We start from the raw sequence: 26,142 nt of genomic DNA, 5'->3' as shown, positions 1-26,142 counted from the left end.
CTACTATGTTGTCACACTAATCCGCGATTTTAGCGCCTTTTTATATCGCGCTGCAGCGAAAGTCTGCTCTGGATAGTTGCGCGAACTAGAACAAAAGGCGGCCCGAAACGTGCTTCGCGAGCGTGGGGAACGCGAATGCACGAGACACGAGCCGATACCCGCATCGTCAGCTCAAGTCATTCTGATAGTAGTACCCGGTTGTGACATACCAGCCGCGACGCACCTCCACCGGCCGGTCACCATATGTATAGGACACGCGCTCGACCGACAGCAACGGAAAACCCGCCGGCACGTGCAGCAGGTCGGCCACCGCCGGCTCCGCCGCCACCGCGCGGATCTTCTCCGTCGCGCGGATCATCCGCGTGCCGAACTCCGTCTCGAACATCGCGTAGAGCGGCCCCTTGTACTCGCTCAGCCGCTCGAACGTGAGCCCGCGGAACATCGCGCCCGGCAGCCAGATCTCGTCGAGCACCGTCACTTCGTTCTCGAACTCCAGCAGGCGGCGCACCTGCACGACCGGATCGGCCGGCTTCAGGTCGAGCTGCCGCGCGATCTCGGCCGGCGCGCGCAGGCGCCGGCATTCGAGCAGGCGGCTCACGTGCGGATGCTCGGCGCCGTCGTCGGCCAGCAGGCGCAGGAAGCGGAACTGCGCGCGATCCTCATTGTGCGTCGCAACAAACGTACCCTTGCCCTGCCGCCGGACCACGAGGTTTTCCGCGGCCAGTTCGTCGATCGCCTTGCGGACGGTGCCCTGGCTGACCTTGTAGCGGGCCGCGAGCTCCACCTCGCTCGGGATGATCTCGCCCGGCTTCCATTCACCGGATTCGAGACTTTGCGTGATCAATGACTTAATCTGCTGGTATAACGGGCTGAACGTCGGCGACGGCGGCGCCGCGGGCGAAGGTGCGGGAGAAGGTGCGGGATCGCTCGCGCCCGGCTGCCCTGGGCCGCCTGCGCCGGTCTGATTCGCGGTATTCGCCTGGTTCGATGTCATGGCGCGCATTTCATCACAAACCGCACTTTTTCGTCCACTCAATTTCCGCAAAACATCTGTCTTATATAAGACATATGATACCGTTTGACTTTGCGCGTGACGGCTCCTACACTCCGGGTCGAGCAAGGGTTCGCGGGTGCAAAAGCGCGTCCCCGGCTACGTGCCACGGCGTCTCCAGGTTCACCGCGTCTGCCATCGCGAGTCCTCCGCCCTGCTTCAATGCAACGCTACGCACAACGCGCATAGAATGGCGTTTTCGCTAGCGTCCAACGCTTCACCCGTCCTGGAGATTTTCAATGGCTAAGCCCGCAAAGCGCGTTGCCGTCACCGGCGCCGCAGGTCAAATCGCTTACTCCCTGCTGTTCCGCATCGCGAACGGCGACCTGCTCGGCAAGGATCAGCCGGTCATCCTGCAACTGCTCGACCTCCCGCAAGCCCAAGCCGCCGTCAAAGGCGTCGTGATGGAACTCGACGATTGCGCGTTCCCGCTGCTGGCGGGCGTCGTGATCACCGACGATCCGAAGGTCGCATTCAAGGATGCCGACGTCGCACTGCTGGTCGGCGCACGTCCGCGCTCGAAGGGCATGGAGCGCAAGGACCTGCTGTCGGCGAACGCCGAAATCTTCACGGTTCAGGGTGCTGCTCTGAACGAAGTCGCCAGCCGCGACGTGAAGGTGCTGGTCGTCGGCAACCCGGCGAACACGAACGCGTACATCGCGATGAAGTCGGCTCCGGATCTGCCGAAGAAGAACTTCACGGCCATGCTGCGCCTCGACCACAACCGTGCGCTGTCGCAGCTCGCGGCGAAGTCGGGCAAGCCGGTCGCATCGATCGAGAAGCTCGCCGTGTGGGGCAACCACTCGCCGACGATGTACCCCGACTTCCGCTTCGCGACCGCCGAAGGCGAATCGCTGCTGAAGCTGATCAACGACGACGTGTGGAACCGCGACACGTTCATCCCGACCGTCGGCAAGCGCGGCGCGGCGATCATCGAAGCGCGCGGCCTGTCGTCGGCGGCGTCGGCAGCCAACGCGGCGATCGACCACGTGCGTGACTGGGTCCTCGGCACGAACGGCAAGTGGGTCACGATGGGCATCCCGTCGGACGGCTCGTACGGCATCCCCGAAGACATCATCTACGGCGTGCCCGTCACGTGCGAAAACGGCGAGTACAAGCGTGTCGAAGGCCTGGAAATCGACGCGTTCTCGCGCGAGAAGATGGACGGCACGCTGGCCGAGCTGCTCGAAGAGCGCGATGGCGTTGCCCACCTGCTGAAGTAAGGCGCCGGCCGTGCCGCCCGCGGGCGGCACGGCTGCGGCGCGGGCCGGCGGCATGCCGCCGGCCCGCTGCGCCCCCGATCCGATCCGGACGCGTTTTGCCGCCACCGGCCCAGAACGCGCCCGAATCCGATTTTTCCACGCTGGCCTGCCTTCTAGACGTAGAGACGATGTCCGCGCTCACTCCTGCACAAGTGCTGTACGACGGGGCGTCCCCGCCCGCGATCCTGCCCTGTTGCGATCACTACGCGGGCAGCGAAAAGCTGATGCGCAAGTCGCTCGCGCTGCAGGCCGAAACGGGCCCGGTGTTCGACATCACGCTCGACTGCGAAGACGGCGCGGCGGTCGGCCAGGAAGCCGCGCACGCGGCACTCGTGGCCGACCTGCTCGGCAGCGACGAGAACCGCTTCGGCCGCGTCGGCGTCCGCATCCACGACTTTTCCCACCCGCACTGGCGCGACGACGTGCGCATCGTGCTGCGCGCGTCGCGCGCACCCGCCTACATCACGCTCCCCAAGATCGCGACTGCCGCCGACGCGGCCGAAATGACCGCGTTCATCGAAGGCACGCGCCGCGAGCTCGGCATCGCGCAGCCGATCCCGGTCGACGTGCTGGTCGAGACGCACGGCGCGCTGGCGCAGGCGGCCGCCCTCGCCGCGCTGCCGACGGTCGGCACGCTGAGCTTCGGGCTGATGGATTTCGTCTCCGCGCACCATGGCGCGATTCCCGATGCCGCGATGCGCTCGCCCGGCCAGTTCGAACACCCGCTCGTGCGCCGCGCGAAGCTGGAAATCGCCGCGGCCTGCCACGCGCACGGCAAGACGCCGTCGCACAACGTGACGACCGAGGTACGCGACATGAGCGTCGTCGCCGCCGACGCACGCCGCGCGCGCGACGAATTCGCCTTCACGCGGATGTGGAGCATCCACCCCGCGCAGATCCGCCCGATCGTCGACGCATTCGCGCCGCGCACCGACGAGGTCGCGCTGGCCGCCGAGATCCTGCTGGCCGCGCAGGCCGCCGACTGGGGGCCGACGCGCCACGGTGATACGCTGCACGATCGCGCGAGCTACCGGTATTACTGGTCGGTGCTGCGCCGTGCGCGGGCCACCGGCCAGCCGGTACCGGCCGAGGCCGCGCCGCTGTTCGGCCCGGCCGCCGCGGGGCAGCGCGCCGTAAGCGCGCGGCGCCGGCCGATACGCGAGTTTCATGCATTCGACGATGCGCGAACCGGATAGAGGTTTGCGAAACGACAAAAAACGTAACGGAGCCCGAAAACCTGATATGGACGCGGCCAAATAGGTGAAAATAGCGGCCGCTGCGCGCTTTCGGGGCGCGTGCAGTTTCAAACCGGCCGGCAGTTCGATGCCGGCCCTTGTCAACTGATTATCGAAAGGTTCTGACTCCATGAAGAAACTCCTGATCGCTACCGCCATCGGCGCCTTGTCCGCCACGATGCTGGTGTCGGCTCCGAGCGCGTTTGCCCAGGGTACGACCACGACGGCGAAGAAGGCAACGGCCAAGCGCCCGGCGCCGGCCAAGCGCATCATCCCGCGCAGCAAGAAGGCGCAGGCACGTGCCGCAGCCAAGGTCGATCCGGTACCGGACGGCGCGGTCAAGTGGTCCTGCAAGGAAGGTCTGTCGTTCGACCTCGCCGGTGACATGAAGCGCGACCAGGTGGTCACGGTTCACTGGGCGAAGAAGAACTACAAGCTGCCGCGTCAGGCCACGACGACGGGCGCCGACACGTTCTACGATCCGGCAGCGGGCTTCAAGCTGATCGTGATCCCGACCAAGGCGATGCTGTTCTCCGACGCAAACGGCGGCGAACGCCTCGCGGACGAGTGCGTGACGCCGGAAATGGCACAAGGCACGCCGGCACCGACGCAGTCGAACGAGCTGAAGCCGGCAACGAACTAAGCGCGTTCCCATCGGCCCCTCGATGTCCGCCCCGGTCTCCAACGTCCGCCCTGCTCCGGATACGGTACTCGTCGATATCGTCGACTACGTGCTGAATGCCGGCATCGACAGCGCGCTCGCGCTGGAGACGGCGCGTCATTGCCTGATCGACACGCTCGGATGCGGACTCGAGGCGCTGTCCTACCCTGCCTGCACCAAGCTGCTCGGCCCCGTCGTGCCCGGCACGATCGTGCCGAACGGCGCGAAGGTGCCCGGCACGTCCTTCCAGCTCGATCCCGTCCAGGCCGCGTTCGGCATCGGCGCGATGATCCGCTGGCTGGACTTCAACGACACCTGGCTCGCCGCCGAATGGGGCCATCCGTCCGACAACCTCGGCGGCATCCTGGCGACGGCCGACTGGCTGTCCCGCACGGCCGTCGCGGCCGGCAGGAAGCCGCTTGCCATGCGCGACGTGCTCGTCGCGATGATCCAGGCCCACGAGATCCAGGGCTGCCTCGCACTCGAGAATTCGTTCAACGCGGTCGGGCTCGACCACGTGCTGCTCGTGAAGGTCGCATCGACGGCCGTCGTCGGCCGGCTGCTCGGGCTCACGCGCGACGAGCTGATCAACGCGGTGTCCAACGCGTTCGTCGACGGCCAGGCGCTGCGCACTTACCGCCACGCGCCGAACACGGGCTCGCGCAAATCATGGGCGGCCGGCGACGCGACCTCCCGCGCGGTGCGCCTCGCGCTGATCGCGAAAACGGGTGAAATGGGCTACCCGTCGGCACTCACCGCAAAGACCTGGGGCTTCTACGACGTGCTGTTCGACGGCAAGCCGTTCCGCTTCCAGCGCCCGTACGGCACGTACGTGATGGAAAACGTGCTGTTCAAGATCGCGTTTCCTGCCGAGTTCCACGCGCAGACGGCCGCCGAGGCCGCGCTGCAGCTGCATGCGCAGCTCGCCGCCGCCGGCCGCACGACCGACGACATCAGCCGGATCACGATCCGCACGCATGCGGCCGCGATCCGCATCATCGACAAGCAGGGCCCGCTCGCCAATCCGGCCGACCGCGACCACTGCATCCAGTACATGGTCGCCGTGCCGCTGCTGTTCGGCCGGCTGACCGCGGCCGACTACGAAGACTCGGCCGCCGCCGATCCCCGCATCGACGCGCTGCGCGCGAAAACCGTGTGCGTCGAGGATCCGCAGTTCACGAAGGATTACCACGACCCGGACAAGCGCTCGATCGCGAACGCACTGACGATCGAGTTCGCGGACGGGTCGAAGCTTGCCGAGGTGGCGGTCGAATACCCGCTCGGCCATCGGCGGCGGCGTGCGGAAGGCATCCCGCTCCTGGTCGAGAAGTTCAGGACCAACCTTGCCCGCCGCTTCCCGGCAAAGCAGCAACAAGCGATTCTCGACGTGTCGCTGGACCAGGCAAAGCTCGAAGCGATGCCGGTCGATGAGTACGTCGACTTGTATGTGATATAGCCGTCAGATACAGGACTGTTTGTTTCCTAGCCTTAAACCCAGGAAAATCACCATGGCCCACAATCTCCACAAGACCCTCAAGGAATTCGACAGCGGTTCCGGCAAAGGCAAGTTCTACTCGCTGCCGCAGCTCGGCAAGGAACTGAAGACGAAGATCGAACGCCTGCCGGTGTCGATCCGTATCGTGCTCGAGTCCGTGCTGCGCAACTACGACGGCAAGAAGATCACCGAAGAGCACATCGAGCAGCTCGCGAACTGGAAGCCGACCGCGAAGCGCGTCGACGAGATTCCGTTCGTGGTGTCGCGCGTCGTGCTGCAGGACTTCACGGGCGTGCCGCTGCTCGCCGACATCGCGGCCATGCGAGGCGTCGCGGAGCGTACGGGCAAGAACCCGAAGAAGATCGAGCCGCTGGTGCCGGTCGATCTCGTCGTCGACCACTCGGTCCAGATCGACTACTTTCGCCAGAAGGACGCGCTCGACCTGAACATGAAACTGGAATTCCAGCGCAACAACGAGCGCTACCAGTTCATGAAGTGGGGCATGCAGGCGTTCGACACGTTCAAGGTCGTGCCGCCGGGCGTCGGCATCGTCCACCAGGTGAACCTCGAATACCTCGCGCGCGGCGTCCACAAGAAGGCGGACGGCGGCGACACCGTGTACTACCCGGACACCCTCGTCGGCACCGACAGCCACACGACGATGATCAACGGCATCGGCGTGGTCGGCTGGGGCGTGGGCGGCATCGAGGCCGAAGCCGGCATGCTCGGCCAGCCGGTGTACTTCCTGACGCCGGACGTCGTCGGCGTCGAGTTGAAGGGCAAGCTGCGCGAAGGCGTGACGGCCACCGACCTGGTGCTGACGATCACCGAAATGCTGCGCAAGGAGAAGGTCGTCGGCAAGTTCGTCGAATTCTTCGGCGAAGGCACGAAGTCGCTGTCGCTGCCGGATCGCGCAACGATCGGCAACATGGCGCCGGAATACGGCGCGACGATGGGCTTCTTCCCGGTCGACGAAAAGACGATCGACTACTTCGAAGGCACGGGCCGCACGAAGGCGGAAATCGCCGCGTTCGAGAACTACTTCAAGGCGCAGAAGCTGTTCGGCATCCCGAAGGCCGGCGACATCGACTACACGAAGGTCGTGACGCTGGATCTGACGACGGTTGCCCCGTCGCTGGCCGGCCCGAAGCGTCCGCAGGACCGCATCGAGATCGGCAACGTCAAGTCGACGTTCACCGACCTGTTCTCGAAGCCGGTCGCGGAAAACGGCTTCGCGAAGAAGGCGGACGACCTGAACGCGCAATACACGACGAGCAACGGCGTCGACGTGAAGAACGGCGACGTGCTGATCGCCGCGATCACGTCGTGCACGAACACGTCGAACCCGAGCGTGCTGCTGGCCGCCGGCCTGCTCGCGAAGAAAGCGGTCGAGGCCGGCCTCACGGTCGATCCGAAGATCAAGACCTCGCTCGCGCCGGGATCGCGCATCGTCACCGAGTACCTGACGAAGACGGGCCTGCTGCCCTACCTGTCGAAGCTCGGTTTCGAAGTCGCGGCCTATGGCTGCACGACCTGTATCGGCAACGCGGGCGACCTGACGCCGGAACTGAACGAAGCGATCACGAAGAACGACATCGTCGCGGCAGCCGTGCTGTCGGGCAACCGTAACTTCGAAGCGCGTATCCACCCGAACATCCGCGCGAACTTCCTCGCGTCGCCGCCGCTGGTCGTCGCGTACGCGATCGCCGGCAACATCACGCGCGACCTGATGACGGAACCGGTCGGCAAGGGCAAGGGCGGCCGCGACATCTACCTCGGCGACATCTGGCCGACGAGCGAAGAAATCCACGCGCTGCTCAAGTTCGCGCTCGATCCGAAGAAGTTCGAGGACAACTACTCGAAGCTGACCAAGAAGGGCGACCTCTGGAGCAAGATCGAGGGCGAATCGGGCCAGGTCTACGACTGGCCGAAGTCGACGTACATCGCCGAGCCGCCGTTCTTCGGCAGCGACTTCTCGATGGAACCGGCTGCATCGATCCCGACGGTCAAGGGCGCGCGCGCACTGGGCATCTTCGGTGACTCGGTCACGACCGACCACATCAGCCCGGCAGGCTCGATCAAGGAAGACTCGCCGGCGGGCAAGTGGCTGAAGGAAAACGGCGTGCAGAAGGCCGATTTCAACAGCTACGGCTCGCGCCGCGGCAACCACGACGTGATGATGCGCGGCACGTTCGCGAACGTGCGGATCAAGAACCTGATGATCCCGGCGAAGGCGGACGGCACGCGCGTCGAAGGCGGCCTGACGATCCACCAGCCGAGCGGCGAACAGCAGTCGATCTACGACGCGGCGATGCAGTACGTCAGCGCCGATACGCCGACCGTCGTGTTCGCGGGCGAGGAATACGGCACGGGCTCGTCGCGCGACTGGGCCGCGAAGGGCACGCAGCTGCTCGGCGTGAAAGCCGTGATCGCACGCAGCTTCGAGCGTATCCACCGCTCGAACCTGGTCGGCATGGGCGTGCTGCCGCTGCAGTTCAAGGGCTCGGACAGCGTCCAGTCGCTCGGCATCACCGGCGACGAGACGTTCGACATCGAAGGCCTCGGCGACGACTTCAAGCCGCAGCAGGACGTCACGCTCGTGATCAACCGCAAGAACGGCGAAACCCAGCGCGTGCAGGTACTGCTGCGCATCGATACGCCGATCGAAGTCGACTACTACAAGCACGGCGGGATCCTGCCGTTCGTGCTGCGCTCGCTGCTCGCAGCGTAAGCGCTCCGCTTTTGCAGGTGCCGTATCCCGCTTCGGCGGTTGCGGCCGATTTGGATGCCCGACCTCGTGTCGGGCTTTTTTTCGCCCGCGCGTCCGATAGAGCGTTCACTCTAAAGTGGGGTCCGGACGCGTAACCCGAAAGCCGCCTGCAAGACTGCGCCGCGCACTGTTCCACCATTCGGCACGCCTCGCCCCGTTCAGGCGGATTTCTCCATGTTCCGGCGACGCCGAGACGCCATGGCGGAAAGCTTGCCGCAAGCCCCGACCACATAGTGCGACGCGGCGCGGCGCACGCGACTCACGGCCCGAACCACCGTGCGAACCATCGCACGCCGCCGCAACGCACGATTCGCCGTCCGCGCGGCTGCCGCGCCTGCTCGATTGACGCACGCGCCGCCCGCCGCCACGCGATGCACGCGCGAACCGGTTCCGCCGTCCGCCCCGACGCGCCGCCCGCCACTGCCCCGCGCGACCGTCGCGCAGGACGCGCCTTGTCAGAACTGACAGCTGACGTTTCTCTCAGCTACCCGAAGTGATATGGCGTCCTACGCTCCACTGCGCTCGCGACCCCACAAGGGTCGAGGGCTCCAGCAACGTCGTCTCTCCTAAAAAGGACTCCCGATGAAAAGGAACGCCTGGTTTGCCCTGCCCCTGCCGTCGCCCCGCCGTCTCGCCTGCGCATGGCCGCTCGTACTTGCCGCCGGCGCGGCACACGGCGCGACGGACTGGGTCGATACCCATACGAAGGCCTTTCTGACCGGCCCGCAGTTGATGGCGCGCAGTGCGGCGCCGTCGCTCGAACTCGCAGCCGGCGAAACGACCCACGTCGTCGTCAGCCTGAAGCTGCGCAATGCCGCGCAACTCAAGCAACTGGCGCGCGACGTGAACCGGCCGGGCAGCGCGCATTACCGCCAGTACCTGACGCACGAGCAGTTCCTCGCCAGCTACGCACCGACCGAAGCGCAGGTGAAGTCGGTCGTCGACTATCTGCACAAGAGCGGCTTCGTGAACGTCGAGGTCGCACCGAATCGGTTGCTCGTATCCGCAAGCGGTACGGCCGGCACGGTGAAGACCGCATTCAACACGTCGCTCGTGCACTTCGAATACGCGGGCCGTTCGGGCTTCGCCAACACGTCGACCGCGCAAGTGCCGCGCGCACTCGGCGATGTCGTCGGCTCGGTGCTGGGGCTGCAGAGCGTCGCACACGCGCGGCCGCTGCTGCGCATCGGCAACGTATCGAAGCCGCAGGCACTCGCGGCCGGCACGGCGACCGGCCACTATCCGAAGGAATTCCCGGGCCTCTACAATGCAACCGGCGTGCCGACTGCAGCCGGTGTCACCGTCGGCATCATCACGATCGGCGGCGTATCGCAGACGCTGCAGGACCTGAAGCAGTTCACGTCGAGCAACGGTTACGGCAGCGTCTCGACGCAGACCGTCAAGACCAACGGTTCGGGCGGCAGCTATACCGACGACCAGGACGGCCAGGGAGAATGGGATCTCGACAGCCAGTCGATCGTCGGCTCGGCCGGCGGCCAGGTCGGCAAGCTCGTGTTCTACATGGCGGACCTCAACGCCAGCGGCAACACGGGCCTCACGCAGGCGTTCAACCGCGCGGTGTCGGACAACACCGCGAAGGTGATCAACGTGTCGCTCGGCTGGTGCGAGACCGACGCGAACGCAGACGGCACGCTCGACGCCGAGGAGCAGATCTTCACGACAGCCGCGGCGCAAGGCCAGACGTTCTCGGTGTCGTCGGGCGACGAAGGCGTGTACGAGTGCAACAACCGCGGCTATCCGGACGGCGCGAACTACACGGTGTCGTGGCCGGCTTCGTCGCCGCACGTGCTCGCGATCGGCGGCACGACGCTCTACACGACGTCGTCGGGTGCGTTCTCGAACGAGACCGTATGGAACGAAGGGCTCGACGGCAACGGCAAGCTGTGGGCGACGGGCGGCGGCGTCAGCACGATCCTGCCCGCACCGTCGTGGCAGTCGGGCAGCAACCGCCAGTTGCCGGACGTGTCGTTCGACGCCGCGCAAAGCACCGGCGCGTACATCTACAACTACGGCCAGTTGCAGCAGATCGGCGGCACGAGCCTCGCCGCGCCGATCTTCACGGGCCTCTGGGCACGCCTGCTCGCAGCGAACGGCACGGGCCTCGGCTTCCCGGCCGGCAATTTCTACGCCGACATTCCGTCGAACCCGTCGCTCGTACGCTACGACGTGGTGTCGGGGAACAACGGCTATCAGGGGTATGGCTACAACGCAGGCACCGGCTGGGATTACACGACCGGTTTCGGCAGCCTGAACATCGCGAACCTCAACCAGCTGATCAAGTCGGGCGGGTTCTAAGCGAGGTGTGTAGAGCCGGCGCGCGGGGCGTTTCTCCGCGCGCCGGTTTTTTGCTTCTTCACTTGGATGCAACGGACCGACCGGGCGTCTGCACGCCCCGCCGTCACTTCGTCGCCCGCTCCGATGCAACCGCCACGCCGGCCCGATGCGACGGCGCAAACAGCCGCAACCCGCTCGCGACACTCGCCGCCCCGGCGAATCCCGCACCGAGCATCAGCGCAAGCGTCGGCCCGTGGCGCCCCGCGATGCCGAACGACAGCGCGACGAGTGCCGCGCCCGTCGCCTGCCCGATCAGCCGCGCGGTCGCGATGATCCCGCTCGCGCCGCCGCTGCGCTCGGGCGGCGCGCTCGACATCAGCGCCTTCAGGTTCGGCGACTGGAAGAAACCGAAGCCCGCGCCGCACAGCATCATCCGCCAGCCGATGTCGATCACGCCCGGCGCCGCCGGCAACGCCGCGAGCGACACCATGCCCGCGCTCAGCAACGCAAGACCGATCGCGCCGAGCAGGCCCGGCGGATAACGATCCGACAACCGCCCCGCGATCGGCGCGGCAAGCGCGACGATCGCCGACCACGGCGTCATCAGGAACCCCGTCTCGACCGCGTTGCGATGCAGGACGGTTTCGAAATAGAACGGCAGCGACACGAACGCGAGCCCCTGCGCGGCGAACGCGCACACGGCGGTCAGCGCGGATAGCGTGAACACCGGCCGGCGAAACAGGTCGACCGGCAGCATCGGCGCCGGGTGCCCGGCCTGGCGGCGGATCAGCAGCCAGCCGAATGCGAGCGCGACCGCGGCCGACGCGAACACGATCGAAAGCGGCCCGCGCTGCGCGAATTCGCCGAGCGCGAAGATCAGCGACGCGAACGTGATCACGTTGAACAGCGCAGCGACCGGATCGAATGCATGCTTGCCGCGCGCCGTCTGCGGCAACGACGGAATCGCCACGGCCAGCGCGAACACGCCGAGCGGCACGTTCACCGCGAACAGCCACGGCCACGCGGCGACCGACAGGATCAGCGATGCGATGGTCGGCCCCACCGCGAACGACACGCCGACCACGAGCGCATTGAAGCCGACACCGCGCCCGAGCCGGTGCGCGGGGAACAGGCCGCGGATCAGCGCGACGTTGACGCTCATGATCGCGCTCGCGCCGAAGCCCTGCACGATCCGCGCGGCCGTCAGCATCGGCAGCGTCGACGCGAGCGAGCAGCCGAGCGACGCGAGCGTGAACACCGCGAGCCCGGCGATATACACGCGCTTGTGGCCGACGATGTCGCCGAGCGACGCGAACGGCAGCAGCGTCGCGACCATCGCAAGCTGGTATGCGTTGATGATCCAGACGGACGCTGCAGGCGACGCATGCAGGTCGGCGGCGATCGCGGGCAGCGCAGTGTTCGCGATCGCGGTGTCGAGCGTCGCGAGCGCGACGGCCAGCAGCACGGCGGACATCGCGCGCCAGTTGACGGCCGGCTCCGGGGTGCGGGCGGCGGAAGCGGTTTCGGACAAGATGTGACTCTGCTGGCGGGCGACGCGATGCGACGCGTCGCGGTTGGACCGGCTCGGCATCGCGCGTGTCGTCCGGTACAACCGGTGCGCGCGCCGCCGCGCCCCGTATTGTTGCAGAGCCGCATCGAACGTGCAGGCGGTCGCTTCGTCGGTCAGCCAAACGAAAGCCGGCGCCGCCCCCGGTTCGTCACCGCGTCACGCAACCGCGCGCCGCGCATTGCGCCCGCGCAGCCATTCGAGCGCAAGCAGCAGGCTCGTCGAGAAAATGATCAGGATCGTGGCGAGCGCGGCGATCGTCGGGCTGATGTTCTCGCGGATGCCCGTGAACATCTGGCGCGGCAGCGTGGTCTGGTCCGCGCCCGCGAGGAACAGCGTGACGACGACTTCGTCGAACGACGTCGCGAACGCGAACAGCGCGCCCGACATCACGCCCGGCGCGATCACCGGCAGCGTCACGCGGAAGAAAGTCGACACCGGGTTCGCACCGAGCGACAGGCTCGCGCGCACGAGGTTCTGGTTGAAGCCCTGCAGCGTCGCCGCGACCGTCGTCACGACGAACGGCACGCCGAGCGCCGCGTGCGCGGCGATCAGCCCCGTGTAGGTGTTCGCGAGCCCGAGTGGCGCGAAAAACAGGTACATGCCGACGCCGACCACGACGACGGGCACGATCATCGGCGACAGCAGCACGGCCATCAACAGCCCCTTGCCGCGGAAGTCGGCCTTCGTGAGACCGATCGCGGCGAGCGTGCCGAGCACCGTCGCGACGACGGTCGCCGACGGCGCGACGATGAAGCTGTTCTTCGCGGCCATCCGCCATTCGTCCGACGCGATCAGGTTCTCGTACCAGCGCATCGAGAAGCCCGGAATCGGATAGACGAGGAACGTGCTCGACGAAAACGACAGCGGCACGATTGCGAGCACCGGAAGGATCAGGTACAGCAGCGTCAGCACGACGAGCACGCGCAGCGCGACGTACCACGCGCGCTCGACGAACGACATGTGCGGCGCGAACAGCGGCCTGGCGAGTTTCATGGTCGGATTCCCCTTCCCGTTTCGTTGTGCGCGGCGGCGCTCAGCCGAGGCTCACGTTCGTGCGCGTGAAGCGCCCGTACACCGCGTACAGCACGAGCGTCGCCGCGAGCAGCAGCCCGCCGAGCGCGCACGCCATGCCCCAGTTGATCGTTACGTTCGTGAAGTACGCGACGTAGTAGCTGACCATCTGGTCGTTCGGCCCGCCGAGCAGCGCGGGCGTGATGTAGTAGCCGATCGCGAGGATGAACACCAGCAGCGCGCCCGCGCCGACACCCGGGTAGGTCTGCGGTACGTACACGCGCCAGAACGCGGCGAACGGATGGCTGCCGAGCGACACGGCTGCGCGCTGGTACGTCGGCGGAATCGACTTCATCACGCTGTAGAGCGGCAGGATCATGAACGGCAGCAGGATGTGCGTCATCGAGATGTATACGCCGACGCGGTTGAACAGCAGCGTCAGCGGATGCGAGATCAGCCCGCTGCCGATCAGCGCCTTGTTGACGAGCCCTTCGCTCTGCAGCAGCACGATCCACGCGGCGACGCGCACCAGTACCGACGTCCAGAACGGAATCAGCACGAGGATCATCGCGAGGTTCGCGCGGCGCTCCGACAGCGTCGAGATCCAGTACGCGAGCGGATAGCCGAGCAGCAGCGCGAACAGCGTGACGGCAACGCCGATCACGAACGTGCGGCCGAAGATCGCCAGATAGATCGACTGGTCCGGATCGGCCTGCACGATGTGGCCGAAGCCGTCCTGCTTGTGGTCGAGCGCGGCGAGCAGGTAGAACGGCGACACGGTGCTGCCGTTCTTCGCGATCGACTGCCAGTAGGCGACATCGCCCCAGCGCGCATCGAGCTCGACGAGCTTGCCGCGCTGCTGCGCGGGCGTGAGCGCTTCGCCGTTATCGCCCTTGAGCGGCATCGCGCGCGCCGTCTTCGCGACGAGCGAGCGATAGCCGGGAATCTCGGTGTTCAGGCGCCGCGCGAGCGCACCCATCGCCTCGCTGTCGGCCACCTTCGTCATGTCGGCCGCGAGCGCGACATACGCGGCGTCGGCCGGCGGCGCCTTGCGGTCCCAGCCCGACAGCGCGGCGACCGTGCCCGGCAACGCGGTCGCGATCTCCGGGTTCTGCACTGCGCGCGTGAGCAGCGTGCCGATCGGCACGACGAAAATCAGCAGCAGGAAAATCGCGAGCGGCGCGACCAGCAACAGCGCCATCGTGCGCTTGCGGGCTTCGGCGGCCTTCAGCTCGCGCTTGAGCGCGGCAGTCGACTGCGTCGACGAAGAAGTGGCGATCGTCATCGTATTCAACGTTTCTCTCCGGCCGGACCGGAGTCCGGCGGCATGCCGCGCGAAGCGCCGCGACGCGTGCGCGCCGCGCGGCCGGTTGCGTCACGACTGCGACGCGCTTACTTCGATGCCCAGGCGGCGAAACGCTGCTCGAGCTCGTCGCTGTGGTCGGTCCAGAAGCCGATGTCTTCCAGCACGGCGTTCTTGCCGTTGGCCGGCGAGTTCGGCAGGTTCGCGAGCGTCTTCGCGTCGAGCGACTTGATCGCCGCGATGTTCGCGGGGCCGTACGCGATGTGCTGCGCATACCCTTGCTGCGGCTTCGGTGTCAGCGTGTACGCGATGTACTGCTCGGCCAGCGCCTTGTTCGGCGAGCCCTTCGGAATCGCCCAGTAGTCGAGGTCGTAGATGCTGCCGTTCCACACGACCTTCAGGTTCTTGCCTTCCTTCTGCGCGGCGTCGATGCGGCCGTTGTACGCGGTCGACATCACGACGTCGCCGGCGACGAGGAACTGCGGCGGCTGCGCGCCCGCTTCCCACCACTGGATGTACGGCTTCAGCTCGTCGAGCTTCTTGAACGCGCGGTCCTGGCCGGCCTTCGTGCCGAGCACCTTGTAGACGTCCTTCGGCGCGACGCCGTCGGCCATCAGCGCGAATTCGAGGTTGTAGCGCGCACCCTTGCGCATGCCGCGCTTGCCGGGGAATTTCTTCACGTTCCAGAAATCGGCCCAGCCGGTCGGTGCCGACTTCAGCTTGTCCGCGTTGTACGACAGCGCCGTCGACCACACGAAGAAGCCGACGCCGCACACCTGCGGCGATTCCGGAATCAGGTCGGACTTCTTCGCGATCTTCGACCAGTCGAGCTTCTCGTACAGCCCTTCGTCGCAGCCGCGATTCAGGTCGCCCGACTCGACTTCGACCACGTCCCAGTTGACGTGCTTCGCCTCGACCATCGCCTTCACTTTCGCCTGCTCGCCGTTGTATTCGACGGCCGTGACCTTGTTGCCGGTCGCCTTCTCGAACGGCTGGTTGAACGCGGCCTTCTGCGCGTCGCCGTTCGCGCCGCCGAAGTTGACGACCGTGAGCTCGGCGGCCGATGCCGATACGCCGACGACGGCGAGCGCGAGTGCCAGCGCGGTACGGCGCGCGGTAAAGCTTGCTCGGTTCATGGTGGTTCCTCTCCTCTCCTCTCGTGGTGGAAGTGGACAGTTGTTGTTGACGACGTACAGCGGGAAATCGGGAAAACCCTGCTCAAGCGAACACGCGCAGGTGTTCGGGCGCGAACGCGAGTGCGACCGGTGCGCCGGGCGAGAACGCATCGAGCGCGCCGGTGCCGAGCGGCACCTTCACGAAGCACTCGTCCTGACCCGGCAGCGCGCAGCGCATGCGCACGTGGTCGCCGAAATAGATGAGGCTGCGCGCCTCGCCGCTCAGCCGGTTGGCGGCTGGGCCGTTCGCGTGCCCGTTCGCGCCGTGCGCGGCGAGACTCATGCGTTCGGGGCGGATGCACGCGACGGCCGGCGCGCCCTCGGCCGCATCGCCGATGCGGCGGCCGACGAGCTGCGTGCCGTCGTCGAGCCGGAATTCGCAGAATTCGCCGTCGACGCGCGCGATGGTGCCGCGCAGCCGGTTGCTGTCGCCGATGAAGTTCGCGACGAATTCGTTGCACGGCGATTCGTACAGGCGGTCAACGGTGTCGAGCTGCTGCACGATGCCCTTGTCGAACACGGCGACGCGGTCGGACATCGTCAGCGCCTCGCCCTGGTCGTGCGTCACGTACACGAAGGTCACGCCGAGCTTTTCGTGCAGCGCCTTCAGTTCGTACTGCATGTGTTCGCGCAGCTGCTTGTCGAGCGCGCCGAGCGGCTCGTCCATCAGCACCAGCTTCGGCTCGAACACGAGCGCGCGCGCCAGCGCGATGCGCTGCTGCTGGCCGCCCGACAGTTGCGCCGGGTAACGTTTCGCGAAGCGCTCCATCTGCACCATCTTCAGCGCGTGCGCGACACGTTCCGCACGCTCGGCGGCCGGCAGCTTGCGCACGGTCAGCGGATACGCGACGTTCTGCTCGACCGTCAGGTGCGGAAACAGCGCGTAGTTCTGGAACACCATGCCGATGTTGCGCTTGTGCGGCGGCACGTTGTTCAGCAGCTCGCCGTCGAGGCGGATTTCGCCGCCGGTCGGGAATTCGAAGCCGGCCAGCATCATCAGGCAGGTCGTCTTGCCGGAGCCCGACGGCCCGAGCAGCGTCAGGAATTCCCCGCGGTGGATATCGAGGTCGAGCGATTTGACGACCAGCGTTTCGCCGTCGTAGGTCTTCCGCACGCCGCGAAAGCTGACGATCACATCATCGGACTTCATCGTGGCTGTCCCCTTGCTTCGCGACAATTGATTTTGAGATGCGAGCCACTATACGGTGCCCACGGTTCTACAATAGGGAACCATTTCAATATTACTAGTAGGACCACTTTGGATACCGTGATCCTCGCCGACTGGCTCTCCGCGCGCCTCGACCGTAGCTCGCCCGAGCCGATGTACCGGCAGTTGCTGCAGTGGATGCAGCAGGCCATCCTGACCGGAGAATTGGGGCCAGGAACCAAGCTGCCAAGTTCACGCACGCTCGCGGCCGACCTGTCGATCGCGCGCAATACCGTGCTGCACGTGTACGACCAGCTGACGGCCGAAGGCTATGTGCTGACGACCACCGGCAGCGGCACCTATGTGGCCGACACGCGGCCGGATGCCGCCGCGATCCACGTGCCGGGCGCCGCGCCGCCGCCGTCGAGCGCCGATGCAGCGCCGCAGCCGGACGCGCAGGGCGGCCTGTCGATGCGCGGCCGGCAACTGATCGAGCATGCAGGGGTATCGCGACGCCAATGGGGCGCGTTCATGCCGGGCGTGCCGGACGTGTCGGAGTTCCCGAGCCGGACGTGGAGCCGCCTGCAGGCGCGGCTGTGGAAGGAAGCGAATCCCGAGCTGCTGACCTATGCGCCGGGCGGCGGCTACCGGCCGTTGCGGCGCGCGCTCGCCGATTACCTGCGCGTCGCGCGCTCGGTCAAATGCTCGCCGGACCAGGTGATCATCACGACGGGCATCCACCAGTCGATCGATCTCGCGGTGCGGCTGCTGTCCGACATCGGCGATCGCGCGTGGGTCGAGGAACCGTGTTACTGGGGGGTGCGAAGCGTCTTGCAGGCGGCCGGCCTCACGCTGACGCCGGTGCCGGTCGACCAGGAAGGGCTCGACCCGCGCGCCAGCGACATGCAGCATCCGCCTCGGCTCGTGCTCGTCACGCCGTCGCACCAGTACCCGCTCGGGATGGTGATGAGCCTCGCACGGCGCCGGATGCTGCTCGAATACGCGCGGCAGCACCGCTGCTGGATCATCGAGGACGACTACGACAGCGAGTTCCGCTACGGCAGCCGCCCGCTCGCGTCGCTGCAGGGGCTCGACGACGGCGGCCGCGTGATCTACGTCGGCAGCCTCGGCAAGATGCTGTTCCCGGGGCTGCGGATGGGCTACATGGTCGTGCCCGAGCATCTGGTCGACACGTTCCGCACCGGGTTGTCGGAGCTGTACCGCGAGGGCCAGTTGATGCAGCAGGCCGTGCTCGCCGAATTCATCATGGACGGCCACCTGACTTCGCACGTCAGGCGGATGCGCACGCTGTACGGCGAGCGCCGGCAGCTGATGATCGACGCGATCCGCGCGCGCTTCGGCGACGCGCTGCCCGTGATGGGTGACGAGGCCGGCCTGCATCTCGTGCTCGGCCTGCCCGACGCCTGCGACGATCGCGCGGTCACGCAGAGCGCGTTCGATGCGGGCGTGATCGTGCGCCCGCTCACCAGCTACTACAGCAGCCTCGACACCGCGCGGCGCGGCCTGCTGCTCGGTTATGCCTGCGTCGCGCACGAAGGCATCGGGCCGGCGTTCGACACGCTCGCGACGACGATCGAACGGCACCTGCCACGGCGGGCGACGCGCGCGGCATGAGCCCCCTCGCGCGGCGCGGTTACCGAGGGGCCGCCGCGCCGCGATCGAGCGACGCCGCGCGCACGGCTTCGCCGGGCTTCGTGAACACGCGCTGCCGCAGCGCGGCGATCTGCGCGTCGCGATCCTGCGGCGACAGCCCCAATGCGGAAATCTGGTCGCGTTGCGCCGCATAGTCGGTGTAACGGCGCTGCCACGCGACGTCGTCCTGCTGCATGCGCGCGGCGCGCTCCGCCACCTCCGGGCCGAGCGACTGGGTCAATTGCGCGCGCATCGCGTCCGGCGTCGCACCCGACTTCTGCAGCTGCGCGATCTGCGCGATCGCAGCCTGTTGCTGCGCGACGCGCTGCCGTTCGGCGCGTGCGCCGGGCGGCAGCTGTTGCTCCAGCGCGGCAAGCCGCTCGGCTTTCTGCGCGTCGGTCAGCGTGCGGTCCTGCGCGATCTTCAGCCGCGCGAGGTCGTAGCGCTGCCGCCACTGTTCGTCACTGAAGAACGGTTCGTTCCATTCGCCGAGCGTGCGCCGCGCGATCGACATGCGCTGGTCGAGCGCGAGCTCCAGCGCGCCGATATCGGACTTGTCGGCGACGGCGCCCGCGGCCGGCAGCTTCGCCAATTCGGCCAGGTACGTGCGGTACCGGTGCCAGACGTCGAGCGCTTCCGGCTGCGCAACGGTACCGTCGAGCTGCGCGGCGATCTCGCGCGCGACCAGCGCGTCGAGCGCGGCCGCACCCAGGTCGCTCTGCGCGGTCAGGCAGTAGTCGAAGAAATCCCGCACCGCGCGCGACTTCGCGAGATGGCCGCCGGCCTCGAGCGGCAAACGGGGCGCGCTGGAGCCGGCGAGCGACGGCGGCAGGCCCGCGCTCGCCGCGTCCGGCGGCAGCGCCGGGGCCGCGCCGCCGAGCGTCATTGCATCCGCCGATGCGCGCGCGGAACCCGCGTCGTGATGCAACGCGGCGCCGCGCCCGATCCACACGCCGCCCGCGACGACCAGCGCCGCGACGGCCACCGCTGTGGCGCGCCGCCAGCGCGGCGCGCGATCGTCACGTGCCGTCATCGATTACACGCCCGCCAGCTTCAGCCGGTTCGCATGCGCGCGGATCACCGCGACCGGATCTTCCGCATATGCGCCACGCACGCCGAGCAGCTGGTTGATCTCGTCGAGGTGGTTCCACTTGTAGTTCGTGCTCAGCACCTTGCCGAACAGCGCACTGCATTTCGACACGACGCCGTCGTTCGGACCGGCGCCGCGGTTGATCATCACCGTGCCGCTGCCGAGCAGTGCGAGCGTCGACGAGTCGAGCGCGTTCGCCGGATCGACGAGCGCAAGGGTGCTCGTGTCCGTCGCGCCCGTGACGCCGAACACGGAGATCGTCGGCTGGATCGCCGTGCCGGCCCACGAATACAGCAGGTGCGTGTTGCCGCCGACGGTTTCGGTCGGCGCACCGGTCTGGCACGAGCCCGGCGCACCGAGACCCGCGCTCGGGAATTTCTGGTTATAGGTCGCGGCCCGCGCCGTGGTCAGCGTCTGCAGTGCGGCGAGCGCGTCCTGGTTGGTGTTGTGGCTGCTGCTCGTCAGGAGACCGAACACATTGACGAACGCGGCGATCACCGACGACGACAGCCCGGTCGGATCGTACGACAGCACGTTCTGCACGAAGTCGGCGAATTCGGAGCCGCGATGCGGCGTGCCGATCGTCGTCACCGACGCAACGAGATCGGGCGCGACGGCCGCGACGTAGCGCGACGTGAGGCCGCCCTGGCTGTGGCCGATCAGGTTGACCTTGGTCGCACCCGTCGCCGCGAGCACCGTCTTCACGTAAGCGAGCAACTGTTCGCCGCGCCCGTTCGGGCCGTCGTCGCTCTGGAAACCCGACAGGTTCGCGACGTAGACGGTCGCACCGTTCTGTTGCAGGTCCTCCTGGATGCCGTACCAATACTCGAGCACGCCGGCGTACTTGTCGGTGCCCGTCAGCCCGTGCACGAGAATGATCGGGTAACGCGTCGCCGCGTAATCGTCGGCCGGTGCGGTTGCCGCCACCGCCGCGCGTGTCGTCGCAACCGTCGCGAGCGCGGTCATGCCCGCGAACGGCGCGATGCTCATCGCGCATGCCACTGCCCCTGCCGCCACCCTGGAACGCATCGTTCTGGCCATGCATGTTCTCCTGTTTATATCCTGCTGGTGCGAGAGAGATTGTCTCGGCGCGGCAGGCGCCCTCGTCCGGCCCGCGCGTCGAATGCGGGAGTGAATCACGACTCGCGAACGTTTGCGCCCCCTTTAGACACGGCTCTCTAGTCGATTGACGCGGGCGGCCGAAACCGGCGGGCCGCCGCCCGCGGATGCGCATGCTGCGCCGCACACAGCATGCGCACCGTTCACATCTTCGCGCTGACGCGCACCCACGCCGTGCGCCCCGGCTCGGTCACGGGCGTGTTGGCCGCGTAGCCGAAGCCCGCGTTGCCGGCGAGGTTCAGGTGCTCGGTATAGGCCTTGTTCAGCACGTTGTCGACGCCCACCGAGATCTGCACGGTCTTGCTCACGTTGTACTGCGCATGCAGCGCGAGCACGCCGAATCCGGCGCTCGGGCCGAAGTCCTTGCCGACCACGTTGCCCTCGTTCAGGGCATAGCGATGCTGCGGCGCAACGATGCGCCACAGGCCCCCTGCCGACCACGCACCACGCGTGTATTCGAGCCCGACGCGCGCCTCGAGCGGCGGCATCTGCGGCAGCGGATCGCCGCTTGCCACGTTGCGCCCCCACGCATACGCGAGCGACGTCTCGACGCGCAGCGGCGCAACCGGCCGCCACGACACGCCCGCCTCGCCGCCCATGATCTGCGCATTGACGTTGGTCGCCTGCGTGGTCGGGCCCATCATGCCGGCCGAATAGTTGAACAGGATGAAGTCCTGCACGTAGCCCGCGTAGGCCGACACCCACGCATCGAGCCGGTCGCTCTTGTATTGCGCGCCGATGTCGAGCTGCGTGGTCTTCTCCGGCTGCACCGCCGAGAACGCGTTGACCGAACCGGCCGGCCCGCGCTTCGCCGAGAACAGCTCCCAGTAGTCGGGATAACGCTCCGTATGGCCGATCCCCGCGTACCACGTGACGGGCAGCGACGCGAGATCGCGTTCGTAGCGGATGAAGCCGCTCGGCAGCACGCGCGTGCGATCGTCGTCGAAGGTCGGATTCGGCTTGCTCTTCATCATGCCGCTCGTCGTCGCGCGCTTGTCGCGTGCGCCCGCATGGTCGACGCGCACGCCGCCGATCACGCGCGACACTTCGCTCGCGTACCACGTCAGTTCGCCGAACACGCCCGCGTTCCACATCGTCGCCTGCGCATCCCACGGCTGGTCGCCGTAGTTCTGCCGCCCCATCGCCGAGCGCGAGTCGAGCCGGTTCGACTGCGCATCCATGCCCGCCACGAGCTTGAAGTCGTCGGCAAAACGGAACGTCGCGGCTGCGCGCGCGCCGAACGTGCGACGCCGCACTTCCGACGCCATCCGCATCGGCATGCTGCTGGTCGGGTCCGGTTGCCGCAACGTGTAGTTGTCCATCACGTGATCGGCTTCGTTGTAGTACACGCGCGCCTCGATCCGGTCGAGCACGTCGCCGATATGCTCCTTGTCGAACGACAGGCCGAACGTCTCGCGGCGGAAATGCGCGCCGTCCATTCCGCGCCCCGCGTAGCGCGCATAGCCGTCGCCGGTGCCGGCGGTCAGTTCGACGCGCGTGTGGTCGTCCGGCGTCCAGCCGAGCGCCGCATCGGCGTTCCATTTGTCCCACTGCGACGGCACGGTGTTGCCGTTGCCGTCCTTGTAGTCCTGCGAATGCGCGTGGTTCGCGGTCACGCGGCCGTAGACGTCCGGCGTGCCGGCCGTCACGTCGATGTTCTGGTCGTTGCGGCCGAACGACCCGCCGACCAGGCTGCCCTCGAAGCGCATGCCGGGCTTGTCGAATCGCGGTGTCACGCGCTCGAACAGCACGGTGCCGGCCGATGCGCCGGGGCCGTACAGCACGGTCTGCGGCCCCTTGAGGACGGTGACCTTGTCATAGCTTTCCGGTGCGATATACGACGTCGGCGCATCCATCCGGCCCGGACATGCGCCGAGCGTCGACATCCCGTTCGCCAGGATGTTCAGCCGCGAGCCGAACATCCCGCGCAGCACGAGGTCGCCGTTGGTGCCGCCGCTGCGGATCGACGTGAAGCCCGGGATGGTCTTCAGGTAATCCGCGCCGTCGCTGGCGGGCAGCGGCTGGCGCGGGGTCTTCGGATCCGTGACGACGACGAGCGGCGTCGTCAGCGGCGATGCGACGACTTCGATGGCCGGCAGCAGGTCGGCTGCGCCGGCTTGCACGGCCGGCGCAGCGCCCTCCGCACGCGCGGCGCCGGTTGCCGCGCAGGCGGCCGTCATCGCGCTGGCGGCCAGCGCGGGCATCGTGAGTTTCAGCATCAGCGGCAGGCGCCGCGAAGGGGTATTGCGGGTTATGCGCGAAGCATTGCGCGACGCCGATTGCGCGCACAAGGGGAAGCGAATCATGATCGAAAGCCCGAGTGACGCCCTCCACGCGATCGACGGATCGCACGGATGGCGGCAAGAAAATGAGACCGGAAGAAAACGCGTCAGGCGTTCTCGGGCGGCGCGCGTGGATAGGCGCGCGGATAGCGTGCGACGCTCGCGGCGACGGCGACAGGCGCGGCCGCGGACGTGGCAGAAATGACGGAGAGAGGCGCCGGCGCGGCGGAAACGCCGCCGATCGCGGGACTGTGCGCGAAGAAGCCGCAGTAGCCGCACGCATCGAGATGCAGCGCATGGTGCGCATTGCCTGCGCCGGACGCGCGATGACCGCCATGCTCTGCACTGCAGACGATTGCGTCGGGCGCAGCCGCCTGCGCGACGCGCCACTGCGACACCAGCGGCGCCGCGATCGCGAACCAGATCGCGAGCACGCCAAGCCAGGCGGTCAGGTTGCGATGTCGGTTCGTCATGCGTGGCGCCGGGTAAGCAGAATGTAAATCAGACGGGATGTTACAGAATGTTCAGCACAATGGCCAGCCTGCGCATCCACAATGCGAACCGGGGGCGCATGGTTGCATGAACAACCATGCGCCCCCGGTTCGCTTGTGCGGTGGCCGCGACCGCAGATCAGGGCGCCATGCGCTTCAGCATGCCGTCCCGCAGGAAGAAGTGATGGTAGAGCGCGGCCAGCGCGTGCAGTCCGATCACGAAATAGAACGCGTTGCCGATCAGCTCGTGCGCTTCCTTGATCGTCGGCCGCAGCGCCTTGTCGGGGCCGAACAGCGTGAACGACACGCCGAGCCAGTCGAGCGACACGGGCTTCCCGCCCAGGTTGATCATCAGGATGCCGAGCAGCGGCTGCGCGATGATGAACGCGTACAGTGCGACGTGGGTCAGCCGCGCGAGCCATTGCAGCAGCGCGGGCTGCCGCATCGGCTCCGGCACGCGGCTGACCGCCCGCCAGACGATCCGCAGCACCGACAGCACGAGCACGAGCGTGCCCGCGGTGAGGTGCACGTTCATCCAGAACACCCGGCTGTCGCTGCCTTTCGGCCCGCGGATCTCGATGGCCAGGTAGGCCAGCGCCACCAGCAGGAACACGGCCCAGTGGAAGAAGATCGCGGGCGAGCTGTAGCGCGTCTGTTTCGCGAGGATGTTTCTCATGCTTCGTCTCGTGTTGTATGCGGGGGTGGGACAGCTTGCCGTGGGCCGGCCGGTGCACGGCATGCTGCAGCGATTGTAGCGGCACGGGCAGCGGGATTCGACGGGCGGGATCAAATATCCGACGATTCGGTCGCGCCGACCTCGCGCGACGAGGGTGCAGAATCGTGCGCCATGCGGATCCGACTGTGGCACGATGGAGTCTTCAGCGTCGTCCGTCGTACCGCATCATGAGCAAGGCGTTCTTCGTTGCGGCCTACCGGCTGACTGCCGCGTTGCTCGCGGTGTCGACGACGTTGCACAGCATCGCAGGCCGCCTGGACATGCCGATGTCTCACGTCGGCAACTACCTGAGCTACTTCACGCAACTGAGCAGCCTCTACGCGGCCGCGATGCTGTTCGCGGGGCTGCGGCGGGCGGCTCGCCTCGGGTCCGCGCGCTACGAATCGATGCGCGGCGCCGCGGTGCTGTACGTCCTGATTACCGCGATCGTCTACGAGCTCCTGCTCGCGCGGTCCGACGCGCTCCTGCACATCACACCGGCCTACCACAACTGGGTGCTGCACCGGATCGTGCCGCTCGTCGTGCTGTGCGACTGGCTGTACGTGGAGCCGCGCCTGCCGATCCCGCGGCGCAGCGCGTTCGCGTGGCTCGCCTTTCCGGTCGTCTATCTCGGTTACACGCTCGTGCGCGGTGCGCTGGAGAACTGGTATCCGTACCCGTTCGTCGATCCGCGGCCGCATGGCTACCTGCCGGTCGCGCTGCAATGCACGCTGATCGCGCTTGGCTCGGCCGCCCTCGCACTGGCAATCTGCTGGCTCGGCAACCGGTCGAAACCGGCCGTCGAAGTGCCGGCGACGAAGGACGGATGAGCGGCGGCCGACGCATGCGCACGCTGCGGCGCACACGCCCCGGCCAGCCCGGTCAGCCGCCGTTGCGCGGCAGGAAGTTCATCGGATCGACGACCTTGCCGTTCTGGCGCACTTCGAACTCGAACGTCGCCCGCCCGCTCGCATCGGTGTCCATCTCGGCGACCGGCTGCCCGGTCCGCACCGCGTCGCCTTCGTTGACCAGCAGTTTGCCGTTGTGTCCGTAGGCCGTGATGAGCCCGTTCTCGTGCTTCAGGATCACGAGCGGGCCGTAGGCCTTGACGCCGGAACCCGCATAAACCACGCGTCCGGCCGCCGCGGCCCGCACCGAATGGTCGGGCCCGGACGCGGCGATCACGATGCCGCGCGACCTGCCGGCGGCGAACGGCGCCACCACGACGCCGGATGCGGGCCACGCCAGCGTACCCGGCTGGGCCGCCGCCGCGGCAGCAGGCGGCGTGATCGACGTCGCCGCAGGCGGCGGCGCGACGCGCAGCACCTGGCCGGGATACACGGCATCGGTCGGCGCCATGTGGTTCCAGCTGGCCACGTCCTGCACGCGCTGCCCGTACGCGTTCGCGACGCCCGCGAGCGTATCGCCCGGATTCACGCGGTAATAGCCGGCGATCACGCTGCCCGCCGGCGCGGCCGACGTCGACGGCCGGTACGGCTGCCAGGTATCGGTCCACGGCGTCATCGTACAGCCCGTCAGCGCGATGGCCGCCGCGGCCAGCGCCAGCCGCGGCAGCCAGCGTTGCGGGGAAAAGTGGATGGGATCATGTTCTCTCAAGGGTCCTCCCGGATTTGCGTCGTTGCGCCGCCCACCGCCCCCCGGCGCGCGACGCACGATGTCCGGCCGGACGGCCGGACCAATCAGTATCCGACCGCGGATGCGGCCGGCAGTTTCCGAATCGGAAACGGCGCGCGGGTTCGTGAGCCCGTTTTGCGTCGTTCCGATCGGCAAAGATACCATTTGTGGCGGTCGGGGCT

The 26,142-nt window shown here is 67.4% G+C and carries 20 protein-coding genes; 8 read left to right on the top strand and 12 right to left on the bottom strand.

Translation table 11 applies throughout. The features are described from left to right. Positions 1-166: 166 nt before the first annotated feature. Entirely contained in the window at positions 167-1,003 is an 837-nt protein-coding gene (locus tag WT26_RS24565; protein ID WP_069274184.1) for a GntR family transcriptional regulator, read from the bottom strand. Between the two features lie 287 nt (positions 1,004-1,290). On the opposite strand from WT26_RS24565, the gene WT26_RS24560 reads away from it, so the two are divergent. The 6 genes from WT26_RS24560 to WT26_RS24535 all read left to right on the top strand — a co-directional run bounded on the left by WT26_RS24560 (position 1,291) and on the right by WT26_RS24535 (position 10,790). Then, entirely contained in the window at positions 1,291-2,274 is a 984-nt protein-coding gene (locus WT26_RS24560) for a malate dehydrogenase (RefSeq protein ID WP_069274183.1), read from the top strand. 167 nt (positions 2,275-2,441) lie between these two features. Next, a complete protein-coding gene (locus WT26_RS24555; protein ID WP_231130517.1) occupies positions 2,442-3,509 on the top strand; it encodes an HpcH/HpaI aldolase/citrate lyase family protein in 1,068 nt (355 codons plus the stop codon). Between the two features lie 169 nt (positions 3,510-3,678). Next, positions 3,679-4,191, top strand: coding sequence for a hypothetical protein (locus WT26_RS24550; protein WP_059521420.1), 513 nt, complete (start codon positions 3,679-3,681; stop codon positions 4,189-4,191). A 22-nt stretch (positions 4,192-4,213) separates the two neighbouring features. Further along, entirely contained in the window at positions 4,214-5,665 is a 1,452-nt protein-coding gene (locus WT26_RS24545) for a bifunctional 2-methylcitrate dehydratase/aconitate hydratase (protein ID WP_059521421.1), read from the top strand. A 52-nt stretch (positions 5,666-5,717) separates the two neighbouring features. Further along, a complete protein-coding gene (gene acnA / locus WT26_RS24540) occupies positions 5,718-8,435 on the top strand; it encodes an aconitate hydratase AcnA (RefSeq protein WP_069274182.1) in 2,718 nt (905 codons plus the stop codon). Between the two features lie 621 nt (positions 8,436-9,056). Beyond that, positions 9,057-10,790: a S53 family peptidase gene (locus WT26_RS24535; protein ID WP_069274181.1), complete on the top strand. Its 1,734-nt coding sequence runs from the start codon at positions 9,057-9,059 to the stop codon at positions 10,788-10,790. A 103-nt stretch (positions 10,791-10,893) separates the two neighbouring features. Here the strand turns inward: WT26_RS24535 and WT26_RS24530 are convergent, their stop codons facing one another. The 5 genes from WT26_RS24530 to WT26_RS24510 form a co-directional block, all read right to left on the bottom strand. Further along, a complete protein-coding gene (locus tag WT26_RS24530) occupies positions 10,894-12,300 on the bottom strand; it encodes an MFS transporter (RefSeq protein WP_081333796.1) in 1,407 nt (468 codons plus the stop codon). 195 nt (positions 12,301-12,495) lie between these two features. Then, on the bottom strand, positions 12,496-13,332 hold the full coding sequence (locus tag WT26_RS24525) for an ABC transporter permease (protein WP_069274180.1): 837 nt from the start codon (positions 13,330-13,332) through the stop codon (positions 12,496-12,498). 40 nt (positions 13,333-13,372) lie between these two features. Further along, positions 13,373-14,635, bottom strand: coding sequence for an ABC transporter permease (locus tag WT26_RS24520; RefSeq protein WP_069274179.1), 1,263 nt, complete (start codon positions 14,633-14,635; stop codon positions 13,373-13,375). A gap of 107 nt (positions 14,636-14,742) precedes the next feature. Next, positions 14,743-15,789, bottom strand: a complete 1,047-nt coding sequence (locus tag WT26_RS24515) for an ABC transporter substrate-binding protein (RefSeq protein ID WP_069274178.1) — start codon at positions 15,787-15,789, stop codon at positions 14,743-14,745. A gap of 82 nt (positions 15,790-15,871) precedes the next feature. Next, the gene (locus WT26_RS24510; protein WP_059521427.1) at positions 15,872-16,978 is read right to left on the bottom strand and encodes an ABC transporter ATP-binding protein; all 1,107 of its coding nucleotides are present in this window, start codon (positions 16,976-16,978) and stop codon (positions 15,872-15,874) included. Between the two features lie 108 nt (positions 16,979-17,086). Between WT26_RS24510 and WT26_RS24505 the strand changes: the two genes are divergently transcribed. Further along, positions 17,087-18,610: a PLP-dependent aminotransferase family protein gene (locus WT26_RS24505; RefSeq protein WP_069274177.1), complete on the top strand. Its 1,524-nt coding sequence runs from the start codon at positions 17,087-17,089 to the stop codon at positions 18,608-18,610. Positions 18,611-18,629: 19 nt separating this feature from the next. Here the strand turns inward: WT26_RS24505 and WT26_RS24500 are convergent, their stop codons facing one another. The 5 genes from WT26_RS24500 to WT26_RS24480 form a co-directional block, all read right to left on the bottom strand. After that, positions 18,630-19,661 carry a lipase secretion chaperone gene (locus WT26_RS24500; protein WP_069274176.1) on the bottom strand — a complete coding sequence of 344 codons (1,032 nt, stop codon included), beginning with the start codon at positions 19,659-19,661 and terminating at the stop codon, positions 18,630-18,632. 3 nt (positions 19,662-19,664) lie between these two features. After that, a complete protein-coding gene (locus tag WT26_RS24495; protein ID WP_069274175.1) occupies positions 19,665-20,759 on the bottom strand; it encodes an esterase/lipase family protein in 1,095 nt (364 codons plus the stop codon). Positions 20,760-20,980: 221 nt separating this feature from the next. Further along, positions 20,981-23,056: a TonB-dependent copper receptor gene (locus WT26_RS24490; RefSeq protein ID WP_069274174.1), complete on the bottom strand. Its 2,076-nt coding sequence runs from the start codon at positions 23,054-23,056 to the stop codon at positions 20,981-20,983. Between the two features lie 170 nt (positions 23,057-23,226). Next, a complete protein-coding gene (locus WT26_RS24485) occupies positions 23,227-23,592 on the bottom strand; it encodes a DUF2946 domain-containing protein (protein ID WP_069274173.1) in 366 nt (121 codons plus the stop codon). 157 nt (positions 23,593-23,749) lie between these two features. Beyond that, a complete protein-coding gene (locus WT26_RS24480; protein WP_069274172.1) occupies positions 23,750-24,286 on the bottom strand; it encodes a cytochrome b in 537 nt (178 codons plus the stop codon). Positions 24,287-24,513: 227 nt separating this feature from the next. On the opposite strand from WT26_RS24480, the gene WT26_RS24475 reads away from it, so the two are divergent. Then, on the top strand, positions 24,514-25,155 hold the full coding sequence (locus WT26_RS24475; RefSeq protein WP_069274171.1) for a Pr6Pr family membrane protein: 642 nt from the start codon (positions 24,514-24,516) through the stop codon (positions 25,153-25,155). Positions 25,156-25,207: 52 nt separating this feature from the next. On the opposite strand, the gene WT26_RS24470 is transcribed toward WT26_RS24475, so the two are convergent. After that, positions 25,208-25,942, bottom strand: a complete 735-nt coding sequence (locus WT26_RS24470; protein WP_069274170.1) for a peptidoglycan DD-metalloendopeptidase family protein — start codon at positions 25,940-25,942, stop codon at positions 25,208-25,210. Positions 25,943-26,142: the final 200 nt, after the last annotated feature.

This window comes from Burkholderia cepacia, assembly GCF_001718835.1.
Taxonomy (GTDB): domain Bacteria; phylum Pseudomonadota; class Gammaproteobacteria; order Burkholderiales; family Burkholderiaceae; genus Burkholderia; species Burkholderia cepacia_F.
This window is presented reverse-complemented; position numbering and strand designations above follow the sequence as displayed.